The sequence below is a fragment of the Phytohabitans houttuyneae genome (assembly GCF_011764425.1).
Classification (GTDB): Bacteria; Actinomycetota; Actinomycetes; order Mycobacteriales; family Micromonosporaceae; genus Phytohabitans; species Phytohabitans houttuyneae.
Genome location: NZ_BLPF01000002.1, coordinates 1,236,066 through 1,258,185 on the forward strand (window position 1 = coordinate 1,236,066; position 22,120 = coordinate 1,258,185).

The window sequence follows — 22,120 nt, forward strand, 5'->3', positions numbered from 1 at the left end:
ATCCTCAGTTGAGGCTGCCCCCCTCGGCGGCAACAGGGACCGGATCGACCGGCTCGCTGGTCTCCGCCGCGCCGTTGACGTCGACGGCGAACAGGCCGTGGGCGGTACCGACGACAAGAACGGGACCGGGCAGGAACACCAGCCCGGTCACCGTGTGAGGTGCCGGCACCTCGCAGACCGGAAGGGCGGCGCCGTCGTGTATCGACCAGACCTGCACGGTCGTGCGTCCGACGTCGGCGGCGAGCAGCAACGTCCCGGCGCCGCCATCTCCCACCGTGACGAACGTGGCGCTGCCTCGAAGCGCCACGTTCGCCAGGATGCTCACGTCGGCGTCGAGGGCGTACACGACAAGTTCGTTGGCTCCGAGGGCGACAAGGTATCCGCGACCGTCGGGGAGCACAGCCGTCCAGCGCTGGCGGCGGCTGCTGAGCGGCGTGAAGTCGCGCATCGGGCTGTCTTCGGTGTCGATGAACCGCACGCCACCGCCGATGTCCAGCACGACCGTGGTGCGGGCGTCGACGGTGGCGGCGGCGATCGCACGGCACCAACCGGCCGGCCCGGTGAGGCGCCCGAGCAGCTGTCCGTCCTCGGCACTGGTAAACCGGACCTGCTCGCCGCCGTCCGTACTGACCACGGCCAGCCTGCCGTCCTGGTGATAACCGGCGAGGGCGATGACGGGGCGCTCGTGGCCGGGGATGCGCATCGGGGCGCCGCTCGCCTCGGGCCGCCACACGAGCACCTCGCCGGAGTCGGTGCCACCCAGGAGCACACCACGGTCGGTGGCACCAAGGGTGCGGACCCGTGAGCCCTCGACCGTCGGCAGCGTCTCCACGGTCGCGCCCGTGGCCGCGTCGATGACCTCCACCCGGCCGTCCTCGCCTGCGGCCGCCACCGCCAGCTGGCCGTCACGGACGACCGCGGCCAACGCGACCACAGGGCCGCGTGCGGTGGCGGAGAGGGTGCCGGCGTCCAGCGGCCACACGTCGATCCGGCCGTCCACGTGGCCGACCGCCAGCAGCGAACGCCCGTCACCGGGCCGGACCGTCACCGAGGAGATGGGTGCGGCGCCGACCGACGCCACCGGCGGCCGCACCGGGGCCAGCGGGTCCCAGGCGTGCAACGCGCCGTCGCCGTCGACCGCCACGACCGTGCCGCGCCCGTCGGACCCGGTGACCGACGCGACCGAGATGATGCCCGACCGCCGCGAGGCGAGGACGTTGCGGCGTTCACCGGTGGCGATGTCCCACACCTCGATGCCGGCGTTGGACGCCGTGGCCAGCAGCCCGGGCGGTACCGCCACCGCCGCGGTGAGGTGACCGGGGTTTCCGGACAGCATGCCGACCTGCCCGCGCGTCGCCGGGTCCCAGATGGTGACGCGCCCACCGGCCGCGCAGACCAGCAGCTGCCCGCCGGGCTCCTCGACGGTTACCAGCAGATCGACCGGCGCGCCGGCCTCGCTCGCCCCGGCCAGCGACCAGCCGCCCGTCGCCGCCGGGACCCACCAACGGATGACGGCGTCGCCGCCACCGGTCACGAGCGTGTCGCCCCCGACCCAGGTGGCCGCGGAGATTGCCGTGGCGGTGACGGCGAGGCGATCGAGCTGTTCACCGGTCCGCAGGTTCCACACGGCGACGGTGTCCCGCGCGCACGCCGCGACGAGCAACTGGTCACCGTTGGCATTCCGGGTCACCGCGACGGCGCGCGGGTTGCCGTTGACGCCGTGGACGCGCGCCGCCACGAGCCCGCTCTCCGGGTTGACGACGCGGACGGTGCCATCCCGGCCCGCGCTCACCAGGAGGTCACCCGGGGCGGCGCGGCCGACCGTGGCGAGCCGCTCGACCGCGCCGGTGTGTGCCTCCAGGGGAAGCGCGAAGCCGTTGGGCGCCATCCGCGTCCACCGCGGCCACCAGGTCGCCGCACCGCGGCGCAGCCCGATCGGGTACCCACTGGTGACCGCGACGAGGGCCCGGTACGACGCGCGGTCGGCGACCGGTATGCGCGGCAGCCGGTGCTGGCCCCGCAGGATGGCGACCGCGGTGGCCGGCGGCGCCGGATCGGTGGCGAACTGCCGGCCGACCGCGGCGGCCAGCATCGCCTGGTCGAGGTGGTCGCTCGCCCGCTCCAGCGCGAGAAGGTCGCGGATGACGTCGCCGCGGACGGCGTGCTCGGGCAGGTAGCGCGTCAGGTAGGGGTTCAGCGACGACCAGGCACGGCTCTCGGCCAGCGCGATGAGCGCGAACGCCGCCTGCCGGTGGCCGCGCTGTGTCCCGGCCGGGTCGTCGCGGAAATGTTCGATGAAGGTCTGGTGCGCCAGCCGGTACGTGCCCTGCTCGTCCTCGCCGTCGAGGGTGATGTACGGGGCGGCCAGCTCGAGCACCTGGTCGAGGTCGTCCGGCGTGATCCGCTCGCCGGGCGAGGTGGCCTCGGCGATGGTGGTCCAGATGCGGTCCTGGCGGGGCAGCCCTCGGCCGCGGGCGAAGGAAAGCGCCCGCAGGGCCCGTACCGTGTTCGGCACCGACGCGGTGAGCCGCTCGACCGCGGCGCGGAACAGGCCGCGGTGCCCGCCGTCGAGCACCTCGGCAAGCTGGTCGGCCAGCGTGTCCTCGTCGAGCGGTGGGCGGCGCATCAGCTCGTAGGCGGCCAGCCTGGCGAACAGGAAAGGCTGCTGGTACCCGGCGACCGCCCGACCGATCCGCTCCGCCAGCCGCTCCCGGTGCTGATAGGGCGAGCCAGCCGTGGTCAGCAACCGCTCGGTCACGTAGTCCGCGGCGGCGTCACTGTCGGCGCCGACCTCGATCGTCGTCGCTCGATCGCCGAGCGCGAGGAGCAGCTCGCGGTCGGTGGGTGCGGGCAGGTCCGGGCCTTCGCGCAGCGACTGCCGGGTGCCCACGATGACGCGTACACCGGGCGCGTCGCCCAGCGTCTTCAACAGGTTGCTGGCGATGACGCGCGGCTCCGCCGCCTCGTCGAGGGCATCGGCGAGCACCGTGACCCGCACCGTGACGCCGCTGCGGCCCGAGTTCAGCTCGCGCAGGCGGGAGACGATCTGCTGCACGTCGTCGTTCGGCCCGAGGCTGAGCCGTGCGGTCAGACCCTCCCGCACGATCTGGAGGCAGTCGACGAACCGCAGGCCGGTCAGGTGCAGGACGACGTCGAACACGTTGTCCGGCGGCCGGTGCTCGTCGCGGGCGCCGGCCCTCGGCCACACCTTGACCATCGCCTCCCGCAGGCCCGGGTTGGCCAGCATCACCAAGCGTCCGAGCAGGGCCGACTTGCCAGAGCCCGCCCGGCCGGTCACGACCACCAGCCCGTCGGTGTGTCCACGTAGCCACGCCGCCAGCCATACGACCTCGGCGTCCCGGCCCCGGAAGTACCAGGCCAACTCGCCGAGCTCGCCGCCCTGGGCCTTGGTCAGGAAGTGTGAGCGCAGCGCGGGCGTCAGCCGCCGCAGCTCCGCCATCACGTCGAGCGTCGCGGTGACGACACCGTCTGTGGTGTCGGGGTTGGGCAGCACCGCGTCGCGGGTCAGCCCGAGAAGGTGCAGCACCGCCTCGTCGCCGAGCTCTTCCCGGATGTCCTGGAGCAGCCCGGACAGCCGGATCGGGTGGTCATTCTCGGTGTACCGCGCGAGCGCGCTGGTCAGTGCCGCGGCGAACCGGCCACTGTAGCCGGCGGAGGAACCTGTGGTGCCGAGCAGCGCCAGCTGCCGGGGCCGGCGGCTGGACTGGCTTGTCAAAGCGGCGACGATGTTGTCGATGCCGACGCCGGCGCCACACGCGTCGAGCACCAGGATCGTCCACGGTGGTGGGTCGTCGTCATCCAGCAGCGCGGAGCGATGGTGCCAGTTTTCCCGCAGGTAGCGCACCAGGTCGACGGAGAGGACACCGTGCACGCGGTGGCTGGCGTAAGGCGTGTCGGCGCAGAGCAGGACGTGCTCGTAGCCGTCGGTGGCGCCGTGCCCGCCCCAGTAGATGAGAGAGGATCCGGCGCGCTCGTCGGTCGCCCATTCGCCCAACAGTTCCAGTACGTCCGCCCGGGATTCGCCGGCCGGACGGCGGACCGTGCCGCCTCCGAATTGGCGCAACGCGCCGACGATGGTGTCGGCATTGGCGTCGGCCTCAGGCAGGGCACCCGGTGGGTCGTGCTCATAAGCGCTGACCGCGATCACCACTTGGCTGAAGGCCGTCACGCAATGGAACACTAGGCCGTGTGGCGTCCACAGTCGATCGATCACGCAGTGCTGACGCAGTCATCTTTCTGCCAGGTTTGTTGGGCAGTGAGCTGCGCGACGCCGCCGACCGGGTCGTGTGGGGGCTGCGCCCGAGCCTGCTGGTCGAGGCGCTCGGCAGCACCGCGGGCCGGCGCCGGCTGCTGCACACGCTGGCCGATGTGGACACACCGCTGGCCGCCGTGCGGCCCATGACCGTGGCCGCGGGCCTTCCCCGGCTCGGCACCGTCGAGTCCAATGTTCCGATACTGCGTCGGCTCCGCCGGGAAGCCGTTCGCGAGCCCGACGCGTTCGTGGCCTTTCCCTATGACTGGCGGCAGCCGGTCGAGGCGGTGGCGAGCCGGTTCGCTGATTTCGCCGAGGCGCATCTGCGGCGGTGGCGGCGCAATCCACTCGGTGGTCCGGAGGCGATGCTGAGCCTGGTCTGCCACTCGATGGGGGGACTTGTCGCCCAGCATTTCGTCGACGTCCTCGGCGGTCGCGATAGCGTCCGGACCACCATCACGCTCGGCACTCCGTTCTACGGTTCCATTCGTGCGGTCACCGCGATAGCCGAAGGGCCGGCGGCGCCGTTCGGGGGGATGCGCCGGACCATGCGGGATCTGGCGCGTGCCTTTCCGTCGATCTACGACCTGCTGCCCCGATACCGTTGCGTGGTGGCCGGCGACGGCCTGCGGGCGCTGACCGTCGCCGACGTCGCGTCTGTCGGCGGCGACGCCGGCCTCGCCGAGGCGGCCAACGCCCGCCACGCCCGTGCCGCGGCGGCCCGCGCGAAAGCGGGCCCCGGCGGCCTGCGGGCCCGGGTCGGGCTCGCCCAGCCCACCGCGCAGACGGTGCGCTTCGACAGCGGCGCGGCGTACCCCTTGTTTCATCACGGCGGGGAAGACCGCGGCGGCGACGGCACGGTGGCCCGCGACGCCGCGGCACCGGCCGGCGCCCAGCCGCACTACGTGCCGCAGAAGCACGCACGGCTGGCGACGACCGCCGAGGCGTTCGAGTTTGTCCGCGCTGTGCTCACCGAGCGTCCACTCGGCGAGCCGCTCGGCGACGGCTTCGGCGTCGACCTGCCCGAAGTCGTGCGACCAGGCGAACCCTTCGAGGTGATCGTCCGCCTGCCGCCCGGAGTGCCGGCGACGTGCGTGGTGACCGACACCGAGACCGAGCGGCAGGTGGCCGTCGTGGAGCCGCGCCCGCGCGACGGGTGGCAGGTCGCCGCGGTGACCCTGCCCAGCCCGGGGCTCTACCGGGCCGACGTCAAGGCCGGCGGGTTCAGTGCCGTGGGCGACCTGGTCCTGGCGATCGCCGATCTCGACTGAGGCGCCTCGCGGAGTCTCGCGTAGCTGAGATCGCGGGCAACCGTTGGCCGCCCTGCCGGCATCACCCAGGTAGGGACGGACATCGGGAGGCGCTTTGACGGACCGGCGAGACCAGGACTACGTCGCGTACGTGGGTCCGCGGCTGGAGCGGCTGCGCCGGGTCGCCTACCTGCTGTGCCACGACTGGCATCGCGCCGATGACCTGGTGCAGGTCACGGTGACCCGGCTGTACGTGCACTGGCGCCGCGTGCAGGGCGCGGACGACATCGATCGGTACGTGCACCGGATCCTGATCAACGCTTTCCTCAGCGAGCGCCGGAAGGCTTCGTCCCGGGAGACGCCGGTCCGCCAGCTGCCGGACACGGCCGCGCCGCAGGTGGACGAGGCGACCACGTTCGCGGTGCGTGCGGCGCTGGCGCGGGTGCCGGCGCGGCAGCGGGCCACGATCGTGCTGCGTTTCTACTGCGACCTGACCGTCGAGCAGGCCGCCGAGGTGCTCAGCTGCTCCGCCGGCACCGTCAAGAGCCAGACGGCGAAAGGGCTGACCCGGCTGCGCGAGGTGTGGCACGGGCAGCGGGTGCCGGCCCCGCGGCTCGCGTCCGGAACGCCGCGCGCCGCCCACGAGGACTAGGAGGCAGGTCATGCAGGAAAGTGACGTCCGGACGATGCTCGAAGCGACGGCCGCGGCCCCCGCGCCGCCGAGCGCCGTCGACCTGGATCGGGCGGTGCGCGACGGCCGCCGTACGCGGACCACGCGGCGCGCCCTGCTGGCCGGTGCGACGGCGTTCGGTGTGGCCGCGGTGACCGGCGGCGCCGTCGTCGCGCTGCGGCCGTCGCAGCGGGGGGAGACGACCGACCCGGCGGCCACCACACCGCCGGCCCGGGCTTGGCCGCCGCGGCCGAACGGAGCGCTCGGCGGCCCCACCCTGCCCGGGATACCCAGCCGGTTCGACCTGCTGGGGCAATGGGCCGTCTTCGGCTGGCTGCCGTTCGATCCGGCGACGGTCTCCTGGCGGGTCATGAACGGGTACGTCGACCTGACGGCGGAGACCGACCAGACGATAAGCGTCAACCTGTTCCGCGGGCCGGAGGTCGCGGAGGAGGCGCTGCGGATGGGGGGTACCGCGGTGACCGCACCCCCGGTGGCGGGGCAGCAGGCGCGGTGGGTCAGTCGCCGCGACGCGGTGGAGGAGTGGGAAGAGGTCCTGCAGTGGCGGTACGTGCCCGGCCACTGGGCGCAGGTCCGCACCACCCAGCGGAAGGCCGGTCACCCGATGCCGACCGGTTCCGCGCGCCGCGAGATGCTGCACCGCGTGGCCAGCTCGGTCGGCCTGAGCGCGACGCGCCGCCAGCGGTTTCCGTTTCGGACCACGGCGCTGCCGGACGACCTGCCCCTCTTCCGGGTCGAGGTGATCACCGGTGCCGACGGCACCTGGGACGCGAGCATCTACTCAGGACAGCGCGACACGATCCAGCACAGCTCGCTGTCGATCGCGGCCACGAAGACCGCGCGAGGCGACGGCCTCGGCGAGCCGATACCCCCCGCCGACCTCGAGGGTTCGGCGATCTCGCGGTCCGACGTCGACGGGCACCCTGCGTTCCGGACGCGGACCGCCAGCGCCGACGAGCTGAGTGTCCGGGTGGCCGACGACGTGACGGTCTCCGTCGCCGCCAAGGGGGAGAGCGTTCAGCTGCTCGGCCCGGACGGCGCGCTGGGCCTCTACCGCAACATCGAGGTCCTGACCGACCCGGCGGCCTGGACCGACGACCCGATCTGAGCCGCGACCCGTTGACGGGAGTCGGACCCGAGTCCGGTCAAGTGCGCCAGCAGAGTCGTCATCGGATAGGTCACTCGCCGGGTGAGGTGGCCGGGTCCGGGCGGTGACGGCCGCTGGCGGCTGGCGCGTCCTGGCGGGACACCGGGCCGCGCGGGGCGTACTCGTCCGCCAGGATCGCGACCACCGGCGGGATCGCGGGCCGCAGCACCTCCTCGGGCAGTGCCACCATTTCGCGGACCGCGTCGAAGGAGGCCTCGCCGAGGTCGCGTGCCTGGCGGACCATGTGGCGGAGGGCGTCCTTGAAGATGTCGCCGGTCGCGCCCGGCCACACGGTCAGGCCGACCCGCATCGCGGCGAAGACCTCGGCAAACGCGCGGGCGTCCGGCAGCCCTCTGCTGTAGAGGTTGATGAGCTGCTGAAACTCGCGCAGCAGTTCCGGGTGCTGCGCCGCGACCGGGGCGATGCGGACGGCGACATCCACGCTCCCGGACGACAGGGGAGCGCTGAGCACGGTGCGGACGCTCGGGTAGGGAAGGCGGGCGCCGTGGCGGACCAGGTACTCGGCGAGCAGCGCGTCCAGCTCCGGCGACCGGTCCGCCACGGTGAGCAGCAGGTGCTCGTCGTCGGGCCGCTCGTCCCGGTGCACGAGGGACGACACCACCCGCATGGCGGCGTCGCCGATCGGCTCGTCCCAGTACGGGACGCGCCGACCGTGCAGCGCGGTGATCCCGAGCAGCGCCTGCAGCTCGTGCTCGGGCTGGCAGGCGAGCCTTGCCTCGTACGCCTGGAGCAGCACCGCCTCGATGGGCGTGCGGCGGCGGTACACGACAGGTTCCGGCGCGGTCGAAATGTCCAATGTGGATAGCAGCATCGCCCAGCCGGTGTCGTCAAGTCCGGAGCGCAGCAGCCGGACCGTGGAGCGCCACCAGGTCAGGTGGTCGGCGCCGGCGGGCGCCAGGTCGGCCAGCGCCACCGGCCAGTCGCTGAGCTCGACCAGGAGCAGCAGCAGGTTTCCGGTGTACGAGGCGACCCGGCTCAGCAGGCTGCGCCCGGACGGGTTGTACCCGGGAAGGCGGCCGACGCCGGCCCGCTCCTGGCTTGCCTGGACCAGCGCCTTGAGCTGGGTCACGACCGTGCCGCGCCGCTCCTGCGGCAGGGCGCCGAAGAGCTCGCGCACGAACGGCAGGATCGCGCCGCCCACGGCCAGCTGCTGGTGCGACAGCAGCGCGAAGAGCTGGTCGTCGGTCCACTCCTGGCCCAGCGGCACGTGCCGCCGGGCGTCCGCGAGGCCGCCGAGCTGGTTGAGCGTGTGATAGGCGATCAGGTACTCGCCGAAGGTGGCGTGCAGAAACTCGTAGCTGCTGCCGGTGACGTGGTCGCTGTCCACATCGGCGGTGTGGATGAAAAAGAACCGGGCGATGGTGCGCATCGCGGCGTCCAGCGGCCGGGCCAGGTGCTTGCGGTGCCCGCTGTAGGTCACCTGCGGGGGAAGCATCGGCTCCAGGTCGCGGTTGAGGTCCTCGCCGCTGACCGACTGCTGCCCGCGGTTGAACATCGCGAACGCCGCGATCCCGAGCTGCCACAGCTCCCGCTCGGCCCGCTCGGACACCTCGCCGTCGGACTCCGGCGCCGGGCCGGTGCCGTGCAGCGACTTGGCGACCTCGCGCGTCACGTAGCCGTTGAGCAGCCACTGGTACAGCTGGCCCTGGGTGACCCCGCCGGTGGCACCGCTCGGCGGGTCCTCGGTGGCGCCGAAGGTGGCCAGCATGAGCAGCAGGAGCGGCTGGCGGGCCAGGTCACCCATCGCCCAGACGGCCTCCGCGGCCAGCGGCTTGACCGAGCCACCCGCGATCGGCTCGTGGTTGACCTGGTTCCACATCTCGACCCACTCGTCCACCTGCGCCTTGTCGAAGTCCTCCAGCTTGATGACCAGGGAGCCGGCCGGGATGTTCGCGATGTTGGCAACGACGGTGCGCGAGGTCACGACGACGGCGACCGGCGAGCCGAGACCGGCCTCCTTCTCCTGGAAGCGCTGGACCTCATGCAGGAAGCCGGACTCGGTCGTACCGGTGGCCTGCATCAGCTCGTCCAGCCCGTCCAGCAGGACGACCCGGGTGAGGTCCCTGCTCGCGTCGGACAGCTCGCGCCACCGCACACCGAAGTGGGTGTCGTCGTCGAGGAAGTCCTGTATCTGCTGGTAGATCGGCGCCGCCGGGTTTTTCACCCGGCGCAGCGGCACCCGGACCGTGGCGTAGAGCTCGGCCGGCAGCCGGGCCGCGGTGATCTTCGTGAGCAGCGACTTGCCGGCGCCGGGGTGGCCGAGGATCACCAGCGGCTGCTCTGCGGCGCGGGCGGAGGTGAAGTACGCGGCGAGAAACCGGTCGAGCTGGTGGCCGGACGACTGCTGGTCCCACCACTCCTCGTCCCACGTGCGCGCGTCCCGATCGGTGACCGCCCAGCGGAAGCGGGGGTTGACGTAGCCGGTCTCGACGTCCGGTATCCGCACCCCGGAGAGCCGGTCGAACTCGGTGACCTGGGCCAGCGGCTCGGTGAGCAGCCGGCGGTTGCGCTGCGCCATGATCTGCCGGTCGCGGGCGGGCGGTGGCTGGCCGCGCTCGAACGTCGCGGCCAGCAGCGTCTCCAGCAGCGCGAGCGAGCGCTGGCGGGCGGCCGAGGCCACCTCGAACTCGTCCAGCAGCGCCCACATGCCGAACTCCGGCATGCTCGCGGCGAGGTGCCGGTAGCCGCTCCGGTAGGTGCGCAGCGCCGATTCCACGATCCGCCTGCGCAGGTCCTGGTCGCCGAAGACGGCGCCCAGCTCGTACCGCAGCCGCTCCCAGGCGGCCAGCCCCTGGAAGAACGCCAGGCAGCGGCCGGCCAGCGATTCGAAGAACGGCATGATCGCCGCGTGCAGGTTGGCCTCGAAGCCGCGGCCGACCCAGGGCACCGGTACCGGCACGTCCAGCAGCTGCGCCACGACCGTGCTGTGCCGGCCGGCCGCCTCGGGCGTCACCATCGCCCGCTTCTCGGCCTCGGAGAAGTGCAGCCGCTGGTACCCGCTGCCGATCTGCTCGCTCAGCGCGGTGAAGAACGAACCCGTCACCAGCGCCGTGTGGGCCGCGGCGATCAGCTCGTGCCGCTCCCGGCCGGTGCGCCCGATACCCCGGTCGCGCACCTTCCGCACCGCCGCGTCGATGTGGCCGACCAGCTCGTTCTTCTGGTCGATCCAGCCCCACGCGGCGCCGACCGCGGCCGCGGGTGCGGCGGCGCCGACCCCGCCGCTGGCCAGCGCGGCGACACCGAGAAGCCGGCTGAGCCGCGCGCTCCAGCCGTCGTCGGCCGCACCGAGGATCCGGCACGCCATCTCGAACGACATCGACGAATGCCCCACGAAGAGTCCTTTGCGTGTGCGCGTCCGACCTTCCGGGTTCAACACCGTAGTACCCGCGCGCTCGGGGGTAGAGTGATCTGGTGCGTACCGAGAAGCTCTTCTGGTGGCGGCTGCACTAGCAGCCGACAGTGACGCACGTCCCGGGGCTGCATGGCAGCCCTGACGACTTCCCGGTGCAGCCGTGCGGCCCCTCCCGACCACTTCGAGGGAGCCCGCCATGCCCGACACCTTCACCGCCACCATCGAGCGCTCCGCCGTGCTTGCCGACCAGCTGGCCGCCCATCCCGAGCGGTACCGGGTCCTGACCGGCGACCGGCCGACCGGGCCGCTTCACCTGGGGCACCTGTTCGGCTCCATCCAGGAGCGCGTCCGGCTGCAGGACGCCGGCGTCGAGTCGTTCGTGATCATCGCCGACTACCAGGTGATCACCGATCGGGACACGATCGGCGACGTACGCGACCACGTGCTCGGCGCGGTGGTCGACTACCTCGCGGCGGGCATCGACCCGGCCCGCACCACCGTCTTCGCGCACTCCGCCGTCCCCGCGCTCAACCAGCTCATGCTGCCGTTTCTGAGCCTGGTCACCGAGGCCGAGCTGCACCGCAACCCGACCGTGAAGGCCGAGCTGGCCGACTCCGGCCGCGCGCTGTCCGGGCTGCTGCTCACCTACCCGGTGCACCAGGCCGCCGACATCCTGTTCTGCAAGGGCAACCTGGTGCCGGTCGGCAAGGACAACGCGCCGCACGTGGAGCAGACGCGGGTCATCGCACGGCGGTTCAACGAGCGATACGCGCCGGTGTTTCCGGTACCGCAGGTGCTGTTCACCGCGGTGCCCGAGCTGCCGGGGCTCGACGGCCGCAAGATGTCCAAGAGCTACGGCAACACCATCACCCTGCGCATGACCGCCGACGAGACGGCCGCCGCGATCCGCCGCGCGCGCACCGACTCCGACCGGCGCATCACCTTCGACCCGGAGCACCGGCCCGGCGTATCGGCGCTGCTGACCACCGCGGCCCTCTGCTCGGGCTCGACACCGCAGGCGGTCGCCGAGCAGGTCGGCGACGCCGGTGCCGGCCGGCTCAAGCAGCTCACCACCGACGCGGTCAACGACTTCCTCGCCGGACACCGCCGCCGCCGCGCCGAGCTGCGGGCCGATCCCGGCCACGTGCTCGCGGTGCTGCGCGATGGAAACCGGACCGCCAACGCTATCGGCGAGGCGACCCTCGACGAGGTGCGCCAGGCGATGGGCACCGACTACGGGAGCGGGACTCAGCTGGCGGCGGCCTCGTCCGCGCTGGCGTAGACGGCGAAGTAGCCGTCGAGGTTGGTGGTGTGCAGGACGCGCCGCAGCTGTTCGTGCGGGCGCGCCAGCCTCAGCCAGCCGCCCTCGCTTTGCAGCCGCCGCTGGATGGATACCAGCAGCGCCAGGCCGGTGGAGTCGACGAACGTCACGGCGTCGAGGTCGAGTACCAGCTTGTTGGCGCCGTGGTTGAGGGCGGTGTTGAGGCGTTCCTGGACGGGACCGGCGCTGAAGAAGTCGAGGACGCCGCGGACGGTGGCGACGAGCAGGTCGTCGCGTTCGTCGATGTCCACCTTGAGCCCCGCCTCGCCGAGTGCGCCGGCGCCGCTGGCGTGGGTGCGTTCTTCGCTGCCGAATGGAGTGCTCATGGTTGGGTCCGTTCGGCTGCCTCGGGCGACCATTCGAAAAGCACCAGGGTCGCGTCGTCGCGGGGTGGGCCGTCCTGGTGCTTCAGGACGCTTGATGCCAGGCGGCGCAACGTCTCCGGGCCGGGCAGGTGGGCGGCCAGGCACCGCTCGGTCAGGTCGACGAGCCGTTCCACGCCGAAGCGGTCCCCGCCACGGTCGTACGCCTCGGTCACGCCGTCGGTGTACATCAGCAGCCGGTCTCCAGGTTCCAACGTCTCTTCACCGACTTTGATCTTACTGTCGTCGAGGCCCATCGGTAGCCGCCGCCCACCGGCCAGCTCCCGCACCGCCTTGCCGCGGCGCAGCAGCAGCGGCGCCGGGTGGCCGGCGTTGAGGTACCGCAGCTTGCCACTGTCCATGTTCAGCTCCGCCAGGACGCCGGTGACGAACCGCAGGTCGCGGAACTGGCCGATCAGCGCCTCGTCGGCCGCACGCGCCATCGCGTACAAGCCGTGCTCGTCGCGTCTGGTGGCGCGCAGGGCGGCCAGGGCGGTGGCGCAGGTCAGTCCCGCGCTCAGGCCGCGACCCACGGCATCGACGATCATGAAGTGCGCCATCGGGCCGTCGAAGGCGTAGTCGAACGCGTCGCCGCCCACGTCGTAGCAGGGCTCGAGGATCGCGCTGACGGACCCGCGGTGGCAGCTGAACGTCAGCGGCGGCAGCAGGTGCGTCAGCAGCTCGGCTCCGGGGGTCATCGGCCGGGTACGGCGGACCCTGTGCAGCGCGTCCCCGTACGGCATCTTCACCGTCACCAGGTGCCCCACCAGCCCGACAAGTGTCTTGCACGCGGCGATGAGCGCCTCCGGCTCGGCCGGCGCCCGGTCGACGACCACCTCGGCGACCCCGAGGCGCTCCGCGCCGTCGACGAGCGGCAGCCACAGCCGGTGCGGCGTACCCTGCTCGCCCGTGGGGTGGGGATGCACGGTGGCGAAGGCGCGGCCAGCGATCGTCCCCTCCACGGACAGCGGCGGAGGGGTTGGTTTGGGCGGCTCCGGAACCGGCCACAGGTGGCGCTGTTCGTGGTCGACCAGGTAGATCGTCACGTTCACACCGCGCGGCCCGGTGATCGCGTTGACCTCGGCGGCGAGCTCGTCCGGCTGCGCAAGCTCGACGCGGTCGAGCAGCTCGAGGACGTCCGCCGGCCAACGCTCGCTGACCTCGGCGCTTGCTGACTCGGCCACGGTGCGCCTCCGATCGTCCAGTAGGACTTTGCCCCGACGATCAGATACGAAACGACTCTCCCGGGCCGGCGTCGCGGCGAACCACCGTGGCCGGTGGCGCCTCCTGCGTGCCGACCGCCTCGATGACCGAATGCGCGCCGGCCCGCCGGCTGCGTCCTACCAGGGGATGACCGCCCGCGGGCCGACGCGTGCGGCGCGCGGTGCCGCTAACGTCAACGGATGACCGTACGGCTGCTGACCCGGCGGCTGCGCCCCGTCGACCTGTACGTGATGGACGCCGTCCTCGCGGTGCTGACCGGCGTCGCCCTCTGCGGCTACGCGGCACTCGAGTCCCCGCTGCGCGGCGGGGTGCACGAGCCGGCCTGGGCCTCCGTCCTCACGGGCCTTGCCATCGGGCTGCCGATCGCGGTGCGCCGCCGCTGGCCGGTACCGGTCGCCATCGCCGTCACCGCCGTCGCCGGCGTCACGATCGCCACCGGGATCATCCCGGACTACGCGGCCGCGGCCCCGGCGGTCGCGATCGGGCTCGTGCTCTACACCGTGGCCGCGCGGGTACCGCTCAGGCCGGCCCTCGCCACCGGGATCGGCTGCCTCGCGGTGGTGTGCGCCGCCCTCGCCTCCGCGGCCGGCGACCTGTGGTCGGCCACCGAGGCCGTCGCCTACGGCTGCGTCATCGCCGCGCCGGCCTGGCTGCTGGGCTGGACGGTGCAGGAGCGCCGCGCGCAGGCGACCCGGCTGCGGGACCAGATGGTGCGCCAGGCCGCGGCGGAGGAGCGGCTGCGGGTCGCGCGCGAGCTGCACGACATCGTCGCCCACACGATGAACCTGATCGTGGTCAAGGCGGCCGTGGCCAACCACGTCGCGGATCAGAGCCCGCAGGAGACCCGCGCGGCGCTGCAGGTCATCGAGGCGACCGGGCGCGGCGCGATGCGCGAGATGCGGCGGGTGCTGGGCATGCTCCGCGACGGCACGCCGTACGACCCGCAGCCCGGCCTTGACGACCTGCCGCGCCTGGCCGAGCAGGCGTCGATGGGCGGTGCCGACGTGCGGCTCGACCTGCGGCACGACGGCGGCGACCCGGTGCCGGAGTCGCTGGCGCTGGCGGTGTACCGGATCGTGCAGGAGGCGGTCACCAACGTGGTCAAGCACGCCGCACCGGCCACCTGCCACGTACGGGTGCACGCCGGCCCCGACCGGATCGACATCGAGGTGGCCGACGACGGCCGGCGGCCGGTCCACGTCGGCGGCGCCGGGCACGGGCTGATCGGCATGCGCGAGCGGGCGGCCCTGCACGGCGGCACGTTCACCGCGGGCCCGAGGGCGGGCGGCGGGTTCACCGTCACCGCCCGGCTGCCGCGTGCGGCCGCACCCGCTCTCGCCGCCGCTGGCACCGCGACGGGCGGCCACGCGGCGTGATCCGGGTACTCATCGCCGACGACCAGGCACTGCTGCGCGGCAGCTTCCGGATCCTGATCGACCTCGCCGGCGACTGCACGACGGTGGGTGAGGCGGGCTCCGGTACCGAGGCGGTGGCGCTGACCGCCGAGCACCGGCCCGACATCGTGCTCATGGACGTGCGGATGCCGCTCATGGACGGGATCGAGGCCACCCGCCGTATCTGCGCCGACCCCCGCACCGCGGCCACCCGCGTGCTGATCCTGACCACGTTCGACCTCGACGAGTACGTCTTCGGCGCGCTCCGCGCCGGGGCGAGCGGCTTCCTGCTCAAGGACGTGCCGCCCGCCGAGCTGCTGCACGCCATCCGCGTGGTCGCCGGCGGCGAGGCACTGCTCGCGCCGTCGGTGACCCGCCGGCTGATCAGTGAGTTCGCCCGCCAGCCGGAGCCCTCGCGCCCGCTCGCCCGCGCGCTGGACGGGGTCACCGAGCGGGAGCGCGAGGTGCTCACGCTGATCGCCCGCGGCCTGTCCAATGTGGAGATTGCCGAGCACCTGCGGCTCAGCGTCACCACCGTGAAGACCCACGTGGGCCGCCTGCTCCACAAGCTCGGCGCCCGCGACCGGGCCCAGCTCGTCATCGTGGCGTACGACACGGGCCTGGTCAGAGCGGCATGACGCGGCGGGTGCGATCGCGGAGACCAGCAACGAGATCGGCAACGCCATGGGCATCGCCGTGCTCGGCTCCCTGGCCGCGCTGGTCTTCCGGCTGCGAGGCCCGGACCTGGCGCCCACTCTCGACGAGACCCTCCAGGTGCCCGGCCTGGCGCCGGCGGCCGCCGCGCACGCGAGGACGGCCTTTGTCACCGGACTGCACGTGGCGGCCGCGGTGGCCTGCGTTCTGCATATCGTGCTGGGGCTTGTCGCCCTCCGCTGGCTGTCGCCGGCGCCGGCCCGGCCGGGCTCCCGTCCGGCGACGGCGCGGGCGGAAGTGATTTGATCAAGGCATGGTCGAACGATTCCACCCCGAGAGTTTCCCCGCGCCGGCAGTTCCCCTCTCGCACGCCACCCGGGCCGGGGACTTCGTCTTCGTATCCGGTCAGGTCGCCACCGACGAGGACGGCAACATCTTCGTCGGCGACTTCGCGCGCGAGGTCGAGAGCGTCCTGGACAACGTGGAGACCGTGCTGGCCGCGGCCGGCGCCCGCCCCGACCAGATCGTGAAGGTCGGCGCGTTCCTGTCCAACGCCACGCTCTTCGCCCCCTTCAACGAGGTGTACCGCCGGCGGTTCGGCGCCGCCCCGCCGGCCCGGACGACGGTGGTGGTCAGCTTCGGCCACCCCGACGTGCGGGTCGAGATCGAGGTGATCGCCTACGTCGGCTGACCGCGGTACCGGCTGGTGCCGCCGCGCGTGCCGCGCCCGATCAGGTTGAGGTCGAGGCTGGCCGCGCGGCGGCCACCTGCCGCCGGACCCGTTCGAGCTCACCGGCCGGGGCCCGCGACGCGCTCCACATCGGCCGGAGGCTGTCGCCGCGCCAGCGGGGATCACGTGGGTGTGGTGGTGGAAGACAGAAGACGCATCCATCCACGTGCGAAGCGTAGGGTGCCTGTGCGTGTCCGGGTGGACGTCCCGGACCTTGCCGGGAAAGCGGGGGAGCGGGGGCAGCTGATGGTGATCGACCTCGGTGTGGTGCGGGAGGCGCCGGAGGCGGTCCTGGGTTCGCGGCGCGGCCCGCGCGGGTGGCGCTGGTTCGCGGTGTTCGGGTTGCTCGCTGTGCTCCTGGCCGGCGGTCCCGAGCCGGTGCGCGGTCACCTCGCCGAGGCGACGGTGGCGACGGCGGGCAAGTACGTCTTCAGCGGCCCCACCGGCCTGTACGTGGTCGACGGCGACACGATCCGCAACTACCGGCTGCCGGGCGGCGAGGTGGGTTGGCAGGTGACGGTGCCGGCGCAGGGGCGGGCGCAGAGCGCGTTCCTGATCGACGGCACGGTGCTGGTCACCGGCGACGGGGCGGATTCGCGTACCTCGGCGCTGGACGCCGAGACGGGCCGGCTGCGGTGGGAGCGAGCCGGCTCACCCAACTTCGTCGGCGACGGCGGTCTGGTGCTGTTGACCGACCCGCGGCCGGGCGTGCTCACGGTGCGGTACGAGGTGGTGGAACTCGCCACGGGAGCCGTGCGGTGGGAGCTGACGGACCTGGCCGGCGAAGCCGTGTTCCACGGCGGTGACCGGTTTGTGCGGTGGTCGCTGCCCGACCAGGTGGAGGTGCGGGACATGGGCACCGGTCGGGTCGTGACGACCGGGGTCGTGCCGCCGTGGGACGACGACCTGCTGCGGTCGTACAGCGGGTCGGGTGTCCAGGTGGTCGGCGGGATGATGCTCGTACCGCGCTATCGAGGCGGGCGGCCGGTGGCCGACGCGTACGACCTGGACCGGTTGGTCCTGCGGTGGACCGCCGACCTGGACCTGAGCTCCATGCACGTGTCCGAGTGCGGCGACCTGCTCTGTGTCGACCAGGCGAGCGCGGCCGGTGGCGTGCACGCGATCGAGCCCGAGACCGGGCGGGTCCGGTGGTCGGACAGCGGGGCGCACCGGCTGGAGCGGGTCGGGTCGGTGATGGTCGCGTACGGGATGCTGGAGCAGCCGCCCCGCATCCGGATCCTTGACCCCGCCAACGGCAACCTCCGCGCCGACCTCGGCCGCTGGGAGATCGGATGGCCGTACGGCGACGACGGTCGCGTCGTGGCGACCCGCCCCAGCCCGGACGGGGGTGCGCTGATCGCGGAGCTCGACGTCAACCGGGGCAAGGTCCGCATCCTCGGCGTCACCCGGGACGCCTTCGCCTGCCACTCCGGCTGGGCATTGGTCATTTGCAACAGGGAAGGCGACAACACCGGAATCTGGTACCCGCGCGATCGAGCGGATCGCTGATGCACTCGCGTATAAGCCACTAAACTCCCACGAGGACCTTCACCACCTTCAAAAGGACGCAACGGCTTTTCGGGGGAAGGCGATGTCGCGGAAATCGAGGATGGTGAACACCTCGCCGGAGCGCGTGTTCGCCGTGCTGGCCGACGGCTGGAGCTACGCCAGCTGGGTCGTCGGCGCGTCGCACATCCGCGACGTCGACGACGGCTGGCCGGCCGCCGGCACCCGGATCCACCACCAGGTCGGTCCATGGCCCTTGGACGTCAAGGACGTGACCTGGGTGCACGCGGTCGTGCCCGGCAGGATGCTCGAGCTGCACGCGAAGGCGTGGCCGCTCGGGGAGGCGACGGTCCGGCTCGACCTCGAACCGGTCGACGCGGTGACCAGGGTGACGTTGACGTACGAGCTGACCGCCGGACCCGGCCGGTTCGTGCCGCGCCCGGTCCAGTCGTTTCTGCTCGGTCCCCGCAGCGTCGAGATGCTCAGCCGGCTCAACGACATCGCGGTCCGCCGGCGCACCACTACCGTCGGCTGACCCCGCCTGGTGTGACCCTCAAGCCGGCCTGATGGCAGGCCAGCCTGAGGGCCACGTGCTTGCCCAGGTGTTTGCGGGAGAGAAACGAGTTCTTCCCCTAGGCAGCGTTCAGCCTAGCGGACGTTGCTGTCCACTCTTCACCGAACCGACAAACTTCCCAAGCCCGTACCCAATGAACGGGGTGCGGGCAACACCCTCTTATTACTTGTGACATTGACCATAGTAAATAGATAATGGTGCATGTTATGAACTAGCGAGTCCCTGGCCACCTACCAGGGCATCGACGTCGGTTGGGGAGACACAGTACATGAATGAATATAAGGCTGGCCGGCCGCGCTGGCGGCGCTACCTGAGAGCCGTCGTCGCCGCGGTGGCGATGTCCACCGGCACCGCCCTGCTCGCCGTCGGAATCCTCGCGGCCCCGGCCACCGCGGCCGTCGCCGCCGGCGACTCCACCATCGCCGCCGGATACGCGCACACCTGCGCGATCCGCTCCGACGGCGCGCTCTGGTGCTGGGGCGGCAACTTCTTCGGCGAGGTCGGCGACGGCACGACCACGCAGCGCAACTCGCCGGTGCGGGTCGGCACCTCCACGGCGTGGGCCAGCATCGACGCCGGCAGCAGCCACACCTGTGCGATCCAGACCGACGGATCGCTGTGGTGCTGGGGCAGCAACCGCAGGGGCCAGCTCGGCGACGGCACGACCACGAACCAGACCGTCCCGGTGCGCGTCGGCACCGCCAACACCTGGGCCACCGTCAGCGCCGGCGCGAGCCACACCTGCGCCACGCGGACCGACGGCACCCTGTGGTGCTGGGGCTTCAACCGCAACGTCCAGCTGGGCGTCGGTTCCGTCATCTACATCCAGACGACCCCGATCCAGGTCGGCACAGCGACCAACTGGGCAAGCATCGCGACCGGCTTCGCGCACACCTGCGCGACCCGCACCGACGGCACCCTGTGGTGCTGGGGTGACAGCTCCAGCGGGCAGCTCGGTGTCGGTGTGCTGAGCTACCGCGACACGCCGGCCCAGGTCGGCACCGCGAACACGTGGTCCGGCGTGGCCACCGGGTACGCCTTCAGCTGCGCCGTCCGCACCACCGGGACGTTGTGGTGCTGGGGTGAGAACGGGTACGGGCAGCTGGGCGTCAGCGGCCCCCACCAGACCACGCCGGTCCAGGTCGGCACCACCACCACGTGGGCCAGCATCCACTCCGGCGACGACTCATCGTGCGCGGTCCGCACCGACGGCAGCCTGTGGTGCTGGGGCAACAACATCGCCGGACAGCTCGGCGACGGCACCACCACCCACAGGAACACCCCGACCCGGGTGGGCACCGCCACGACCTGGACCGACAACTTCGTCGTCAGCTATCACAGCTGCGCGGTCCGTACCGACAGCGCCCTGTGGTGCTGGGGCCACAACGCCTCGGGACAGCTGGGCGACGGCACCACCACCGGACGGCTCTCACCCGCGGAGCTGGCGCTTCCGGCCTGACCCATCGGCGGCGACTACACCGGCCGGCGCCCGATCCGCTCCTCCAACCAGGACAGCAGTGCACTCGTGTACTCGGGACTGATGGAATGCGGCGGATCGGCGCCGGCCAACGTCGGCTCATGGGTGCAGCCCGCGAGCCGGCGGACCGTCAGATCGCGGGTGCCGGCGGCGCGCCGCCACACGCCGATGCTCTCCTCGGCCGGGGTCCACTCGTCCGTCTCGCCGTAGAACAGCAGCGTCGGGCACCGGACCCGGGCGATGACCGGCTCCGGGTCATAGTCCATGTCGTCCCACGTGCCGGGGTAACTGTGCAGGTCACCCGGGACGTGGGCCAGCGCGAACCACGGCCGGCCGGCGTAGCGGTCCACCACCGCCTGGGCGGTGTCACGGTCGATGCGCCCGCGGACCGCACTCTCCAGCGCCTGGCGCAGGTCGGCCAGCTCCGCGAGGTCCGCATCGCCGTAACCGTGCAGGAGCAGCTGCTGCGCCGTGCCGTACCGCATCTGGACCGCCGGGCTCACCCCGCTGGTGGCGACGAGGACCAGGAAGGCGACCAGGTCGGGGCGGCGGGCCGCGACCATCGACGCCGGCCAGGTGCCCTGGCTCCAACCCCACAGCCCCACCGGTACGTCACCGACCCGGCCACGCAACGCGGCCACCGCCGCCGCGGCGTCATCCGCCTGCACGGCGAACGGCACATCGCCACGCTCGCGCGGGCGCCGGTCGAAGCGCAGCACCGCCACACCATCCGGGGAAGCAGCTGGGCCAGGTGCTCGTACAGCGGGTACGAGCGCTGCGGCACGGCCGAGCCGTGCAGGACCACCAACCCGGCACGCACCGGCCCGTCCGGCGCGTCGAGGGTGGCGGGCAGCTCAACATCACCCGCGTCGATGTACAGCTCCACGCCGCCAGTCAAGCAGGTGACCGCTTACGGGTGGTCCAGGGCCTCGGCCAGCTCCACGCCGTCCAGCCGGGCCAGCACCATCGACTGGAAGCGCGGGCACGACTGGTAGTCCTGGTGCCGGCAGCGCAGCCCGTGCTCCAGCAGCGTCTCGGCCAGCGCCAGCCGGGCGATCCGCGCCCGCACCTGAGCCAGCTGGTCGCGCAGCACCTCCCGCCGCCGGTCGAGGTCCGGTGCGCTGAACAGCTCCCGCAACTGCTCCAGGTTGAACCCGGCCTCCTTGCCCAGCAGGATCTCCGCCACCCGGGTCACGTGCGCCGGCCCGTACACCCGGCGGCGCGCCACCCGCCGCGCGGGCGACAGCAGGCCCACGTCCTCCCAGTGCCGCAGCACGTGCGTGGCCAGCCCGAACCGGGCCGCCAGCTCCCCGATCGTGTACTCCATCGCCATCACCCCAGTTGACTTCAGGTCAACCTTAAGTCGCAGACTCGGGCCATGGCAGAGACGCACACCGCGTACACCGACACCGAGACCCTGATCCGCGTCCTCGACGCCGCCGACGCACTGCCCGGCGCCGCCCAGCTCCGCGCCCGCACCTACGAGCTGCTGCGGCTGGCGCCGGGCCAGACCGTGGTCGACGTCGGCTGCGGCACCGGGCGCGCGGTCGCCGAGCTGACCGAACGGGGCGCGAGCGCCATCGGGGTCGACCTGGATCCGGCGATGCTGGCCGCCGCGCACGCCCGGTTTCCCGACATCGAGGTACGCGCCGCGGACGCCGCCGACCTGCCGATCGCGGACGGGCAGGCACACGGGTACCGGGCGGACAAGGTCTACCACGTCCTGCCCGACCCGCCCGCCGCGTTGGCCGAAGCCCGCCGAGTCCTCGCCCCCGAAGGGCGGATCGTGCTGCTCGGTCAGGACTGGGACACGATCGTGATCGACTCCGACCAGCCCGAGACCACCCGCCGCATCGTCCACGCCCGCGCCGACACCCTGCCGCACCCCCGCATCGCACGCGCCTACCGCGCACTGCTCCTCGACGCGGGCTTCGGCGAGGTCGAGATCGAGGTACACACCGCGGTCTTCACCGACGCCACCATGCTGCCGATCCTCACCGGGCACGCCACCGCCGCGCGCGAGACCGGAGCGATCAGCGACGACGAGGCCGGGAGCTGGCTCGACGAACAGGCCCGCCGCGCCCGCGACGGACGGCTGCTGGTAGCCATCCCGATGTTTCTGGCCGCCGGCACCCGCTGAGCGC

18 protein-coding genes are annotated in these 22,120 nt (G+C 72.5%); 12 read left to right on the top strand and 6 right to left on the bottom strand.

Going from position 1 to position 22,120, the window contains the following annotated elements; all coding sequences use genetic code 11:
• Positions 1-4: 4 nt before the first annotated feature.
• Positions 5-4,189: a WD40 repeat domain-containing protein gene (locus Phou_RS29065; RefSeq protein WP_173061544.1), complete on the bottom strand. Its 4,185-nt coding sequence runs from the start codon at positions 4,187-4,189 to the stop codon at positions 5-7.
• 77 nt (positions 4,190-4,266) lie between these two features.
• Between Phou_RS29065 and Phou_RS29070 the strand changes: the two genes are divergently transcribed.
• From Phou_RS29070 to Phou_RS29080, 3 genes are all read left to right on the top strand, one after another.
• On the top strand, positions 4,267-5,544 hold the full coding sequence (locus tag Phou_RS29070; protein WP_173061547.1) for an esterase/lipase family protein: 1,278 nt from the start codon (positions 4,267-4,269) through the stop codon (positions 5,542-5,544).
• 94 nt (positions 5,545-5,638) lie between these two features.
• Positions 5,639-6,175 carry a SigE family RNA polymerase sigma factor gene (locus Phou_RS29075; RefSeq protein ID WP_173061550.1) on the top strand — a complete coding sequence of 179 codons (537 nt, stop codon included), beginning with the start codon at positions 5,639-5,641 and terminating at the stop codon, positions 6,173-6,175.
• Positions 6,176-6,185: 10 nt separating this feature from the next.
• Complete coding sequence (locus Phou_RS29080) at positions 6,186-7,322, top strand: hypothetical protein (protein ID WP_173061553.1); 1,137 nt, start codon at positions 6,186-6,188, stop codon at positions 7,320-7,322.
• A gap of 70 nt (positions 7,323-7,392) precedes the next feature.
• On the opposite strand, the gene Phou_RS29085 is transcribed toward Phou_RS29080, so the two are convergent.
• The gene (locus tag Phou_RS29085) at positions 7,393-10,713 is read right to left on the bottom strand and encodes an NACHT domain-containing protein (protein ID WP_173061556.1); all 3,321 of its coding nucleotides are present in this window, start codon (positions 10,711-10,713) and stop codon (positions 7,393-7,395) included.
• Positions 10,714-10,930: 217 nt separating this feature from the next.
• Between Phou_RS29085 and trpS the strand changes: the two genes are divergently transcribed.
• Positions 10,931-12,016, top strand: a complete 1,086-nt coding sequence (trpS, locus tag Phou_RS29090; RefSeq protein ID WP_173061559.1) for a tryptophan--tRNA ligase — start codon at positions 10,931-10,933, stop codon at positions 12,014-12,016.
• On the opposite strand, the gene Phou_RS29095 is transcribed toward trpS, so the two are convergent.
• Both Phou_RS29095 and Phou_RS29100 read right to left on the bottom strand, forming a co-directional pair.
• Positions 11,983-12,381, bottom strand: a complete 399-nt coding sequence (locus tag Phou_RS29095; RefSeq protein WP_173061562.1) for an STAS domain-containing protein — start codon at positions 12,379-12,381, stop codon at positions 11,983-11,985. The genes trpS and Phou_RS29095 overlap by 34 nt on opposite strands.
• The gene (locus Phou_RS29100) at positions 12,378-13,601 is read right to left on the bottom strand and encodes a PP2C family protein-serine/threonine phosphatase (RefSeq protein WP_218579246.1); all 1,224 of its coding nucleotides are present in this window, start codon (positions 13,599-13,601) and stop codon (positions 12,378-12,380) included. Before Phou_RS29100 ends, Phou_RS29095 begins: the two co-directional genes overlap by 4 nt.
• A gap of 219 nt (positions 13,602-13,820) precedes the next feature.
• On the opposite strand from Phou_RS29100, the gene Phou_RS29105 reads away from it, so the two are divergent.
• The 7 genes from Phou_RS29105 (at position 13,821) to Phou_RS29135 (ending at position 19,958) form a co-directional block, all read left to right on the top strand.
• A complete protein-coding gene (locus Phou_RS29105) occupies positions 13,821-15,017 on the top strand; it encodes a sensor histidine kinase (protein ID WP_173061565.1) in 1,197 nt (398 codons plus the stop codon).
• Complete coding sequence (locus Phou_RS29110; RefSeq protein ID WP_173061568.1) at positions 15,014-15,673, top strand: response regulator; 660 nt, start codon at positions 15,014-15,016, stop codon at positions 15,671-15,673. The genes Phou_RS29105 and Phou_RS29110 overlap by 4 nt, the downstream gene beginning before the upstream one ends.
• A gap of 46 nt (positions 15,674-15,719) precedes the next feature.
• On the top strand, positions 15,720-15,995 hold the full coding sequence (locus Phou_RS29115; protein WP_246273933.1) for a hypothetical protein: 276 nt from the start codon (positions 15,720-15,722) through the stop codon (positions 15,993-15,995).
• Between the two features lie 7 nt (positions 15,996-16,002).
• A complete protein-coding gene (locus Phou_RS29120; RefSeq protein WP_173061572.1) occupies positions 16,003-16,380 on the top strand; it encodes a RidA family protein in 378 nt (125 codons plus the stop codon).
• A gap of 219 nt (positions 16,381-16,599) precedes the next feature.
• Complete coding sequence (locus Phou_RS29125) at positions 16,600-17,928, top strand: outer membrane protein assembly factor BamB family protein (RefSeq protein ID WP_173061574.1); 1,329 nt, start codon at positions 16,600-16,602, stop codon at positions 17,926-17,928.
• A 100-nt stretch (positions 17,929-18,028) separates the two neighbouring features.
• On the top strand, positions 18,029-18,460 hold the full coding sequence (locus tag Phou_RS29130) for an SRPBCC family protein (protein ID WP_246273934.1): 432 nt from the start codon (positions 18,029-18,031) through the stop codon (positions 18,458-18,460).
• Between the two features lie 307 nt (positions 18,461-18,767).
• On the top strand, positions 18,768-19,958 hold the full coding sequence (locus tag Phou_RS29135; RefSeq protein WP_173061580.1) for an RCC1 domain-containing protein: 1,191 nt from the start codon (positions 18,768-18,770) through the stop codon (positions 19,956-19,958).
• Between the two features lie 14 nt (positions 19,959-19,972).
• Here the strand turns inward: Phou_RS29135 and Phou_RS29140 are convergent, their stop codons facing one another.
• On the bottom strand, positions 19,973-20,695 hold the full coding sequence (locus Phou_RS29140) for an alpha/beta hydrolase family protein (protein ID WP_246273935.1): 723 nt from the start codon (positions 20,693-20,695) through the stop codon (positions 19,973-19,975).
• Between the two features lie 191 nt (positions 20,696-20,886).
• Positions 20,887-21,303: a MerR family transcriptional regulator gene (locus Phou_RS29145; RefSeq protein ID WP_173061583.1), complete on the bottom strand. Its 417-nt coding sequence runs from the start codon at positions 21,301-21,303 to the stop codon at positions 20,887-20,889.
• A 51-nt stretch (positions 21,304-21,354) separates the two neighbouring features.
• Between Phou_RS29145 and Phou_RS29150 the strand changes: the two genes are divergently transcribed.
• A complete protein-coding gene (locus Phou_RS29150; protein WP_173061586.1) occupies positions 21,355-22,116 on the top strand; it encodes a methyltransferase domain-containing protein in 762 nt (253 codons plus the stop codon).
• Positions 22,117-22,120 lie beyond the last annotated feature (4 nt).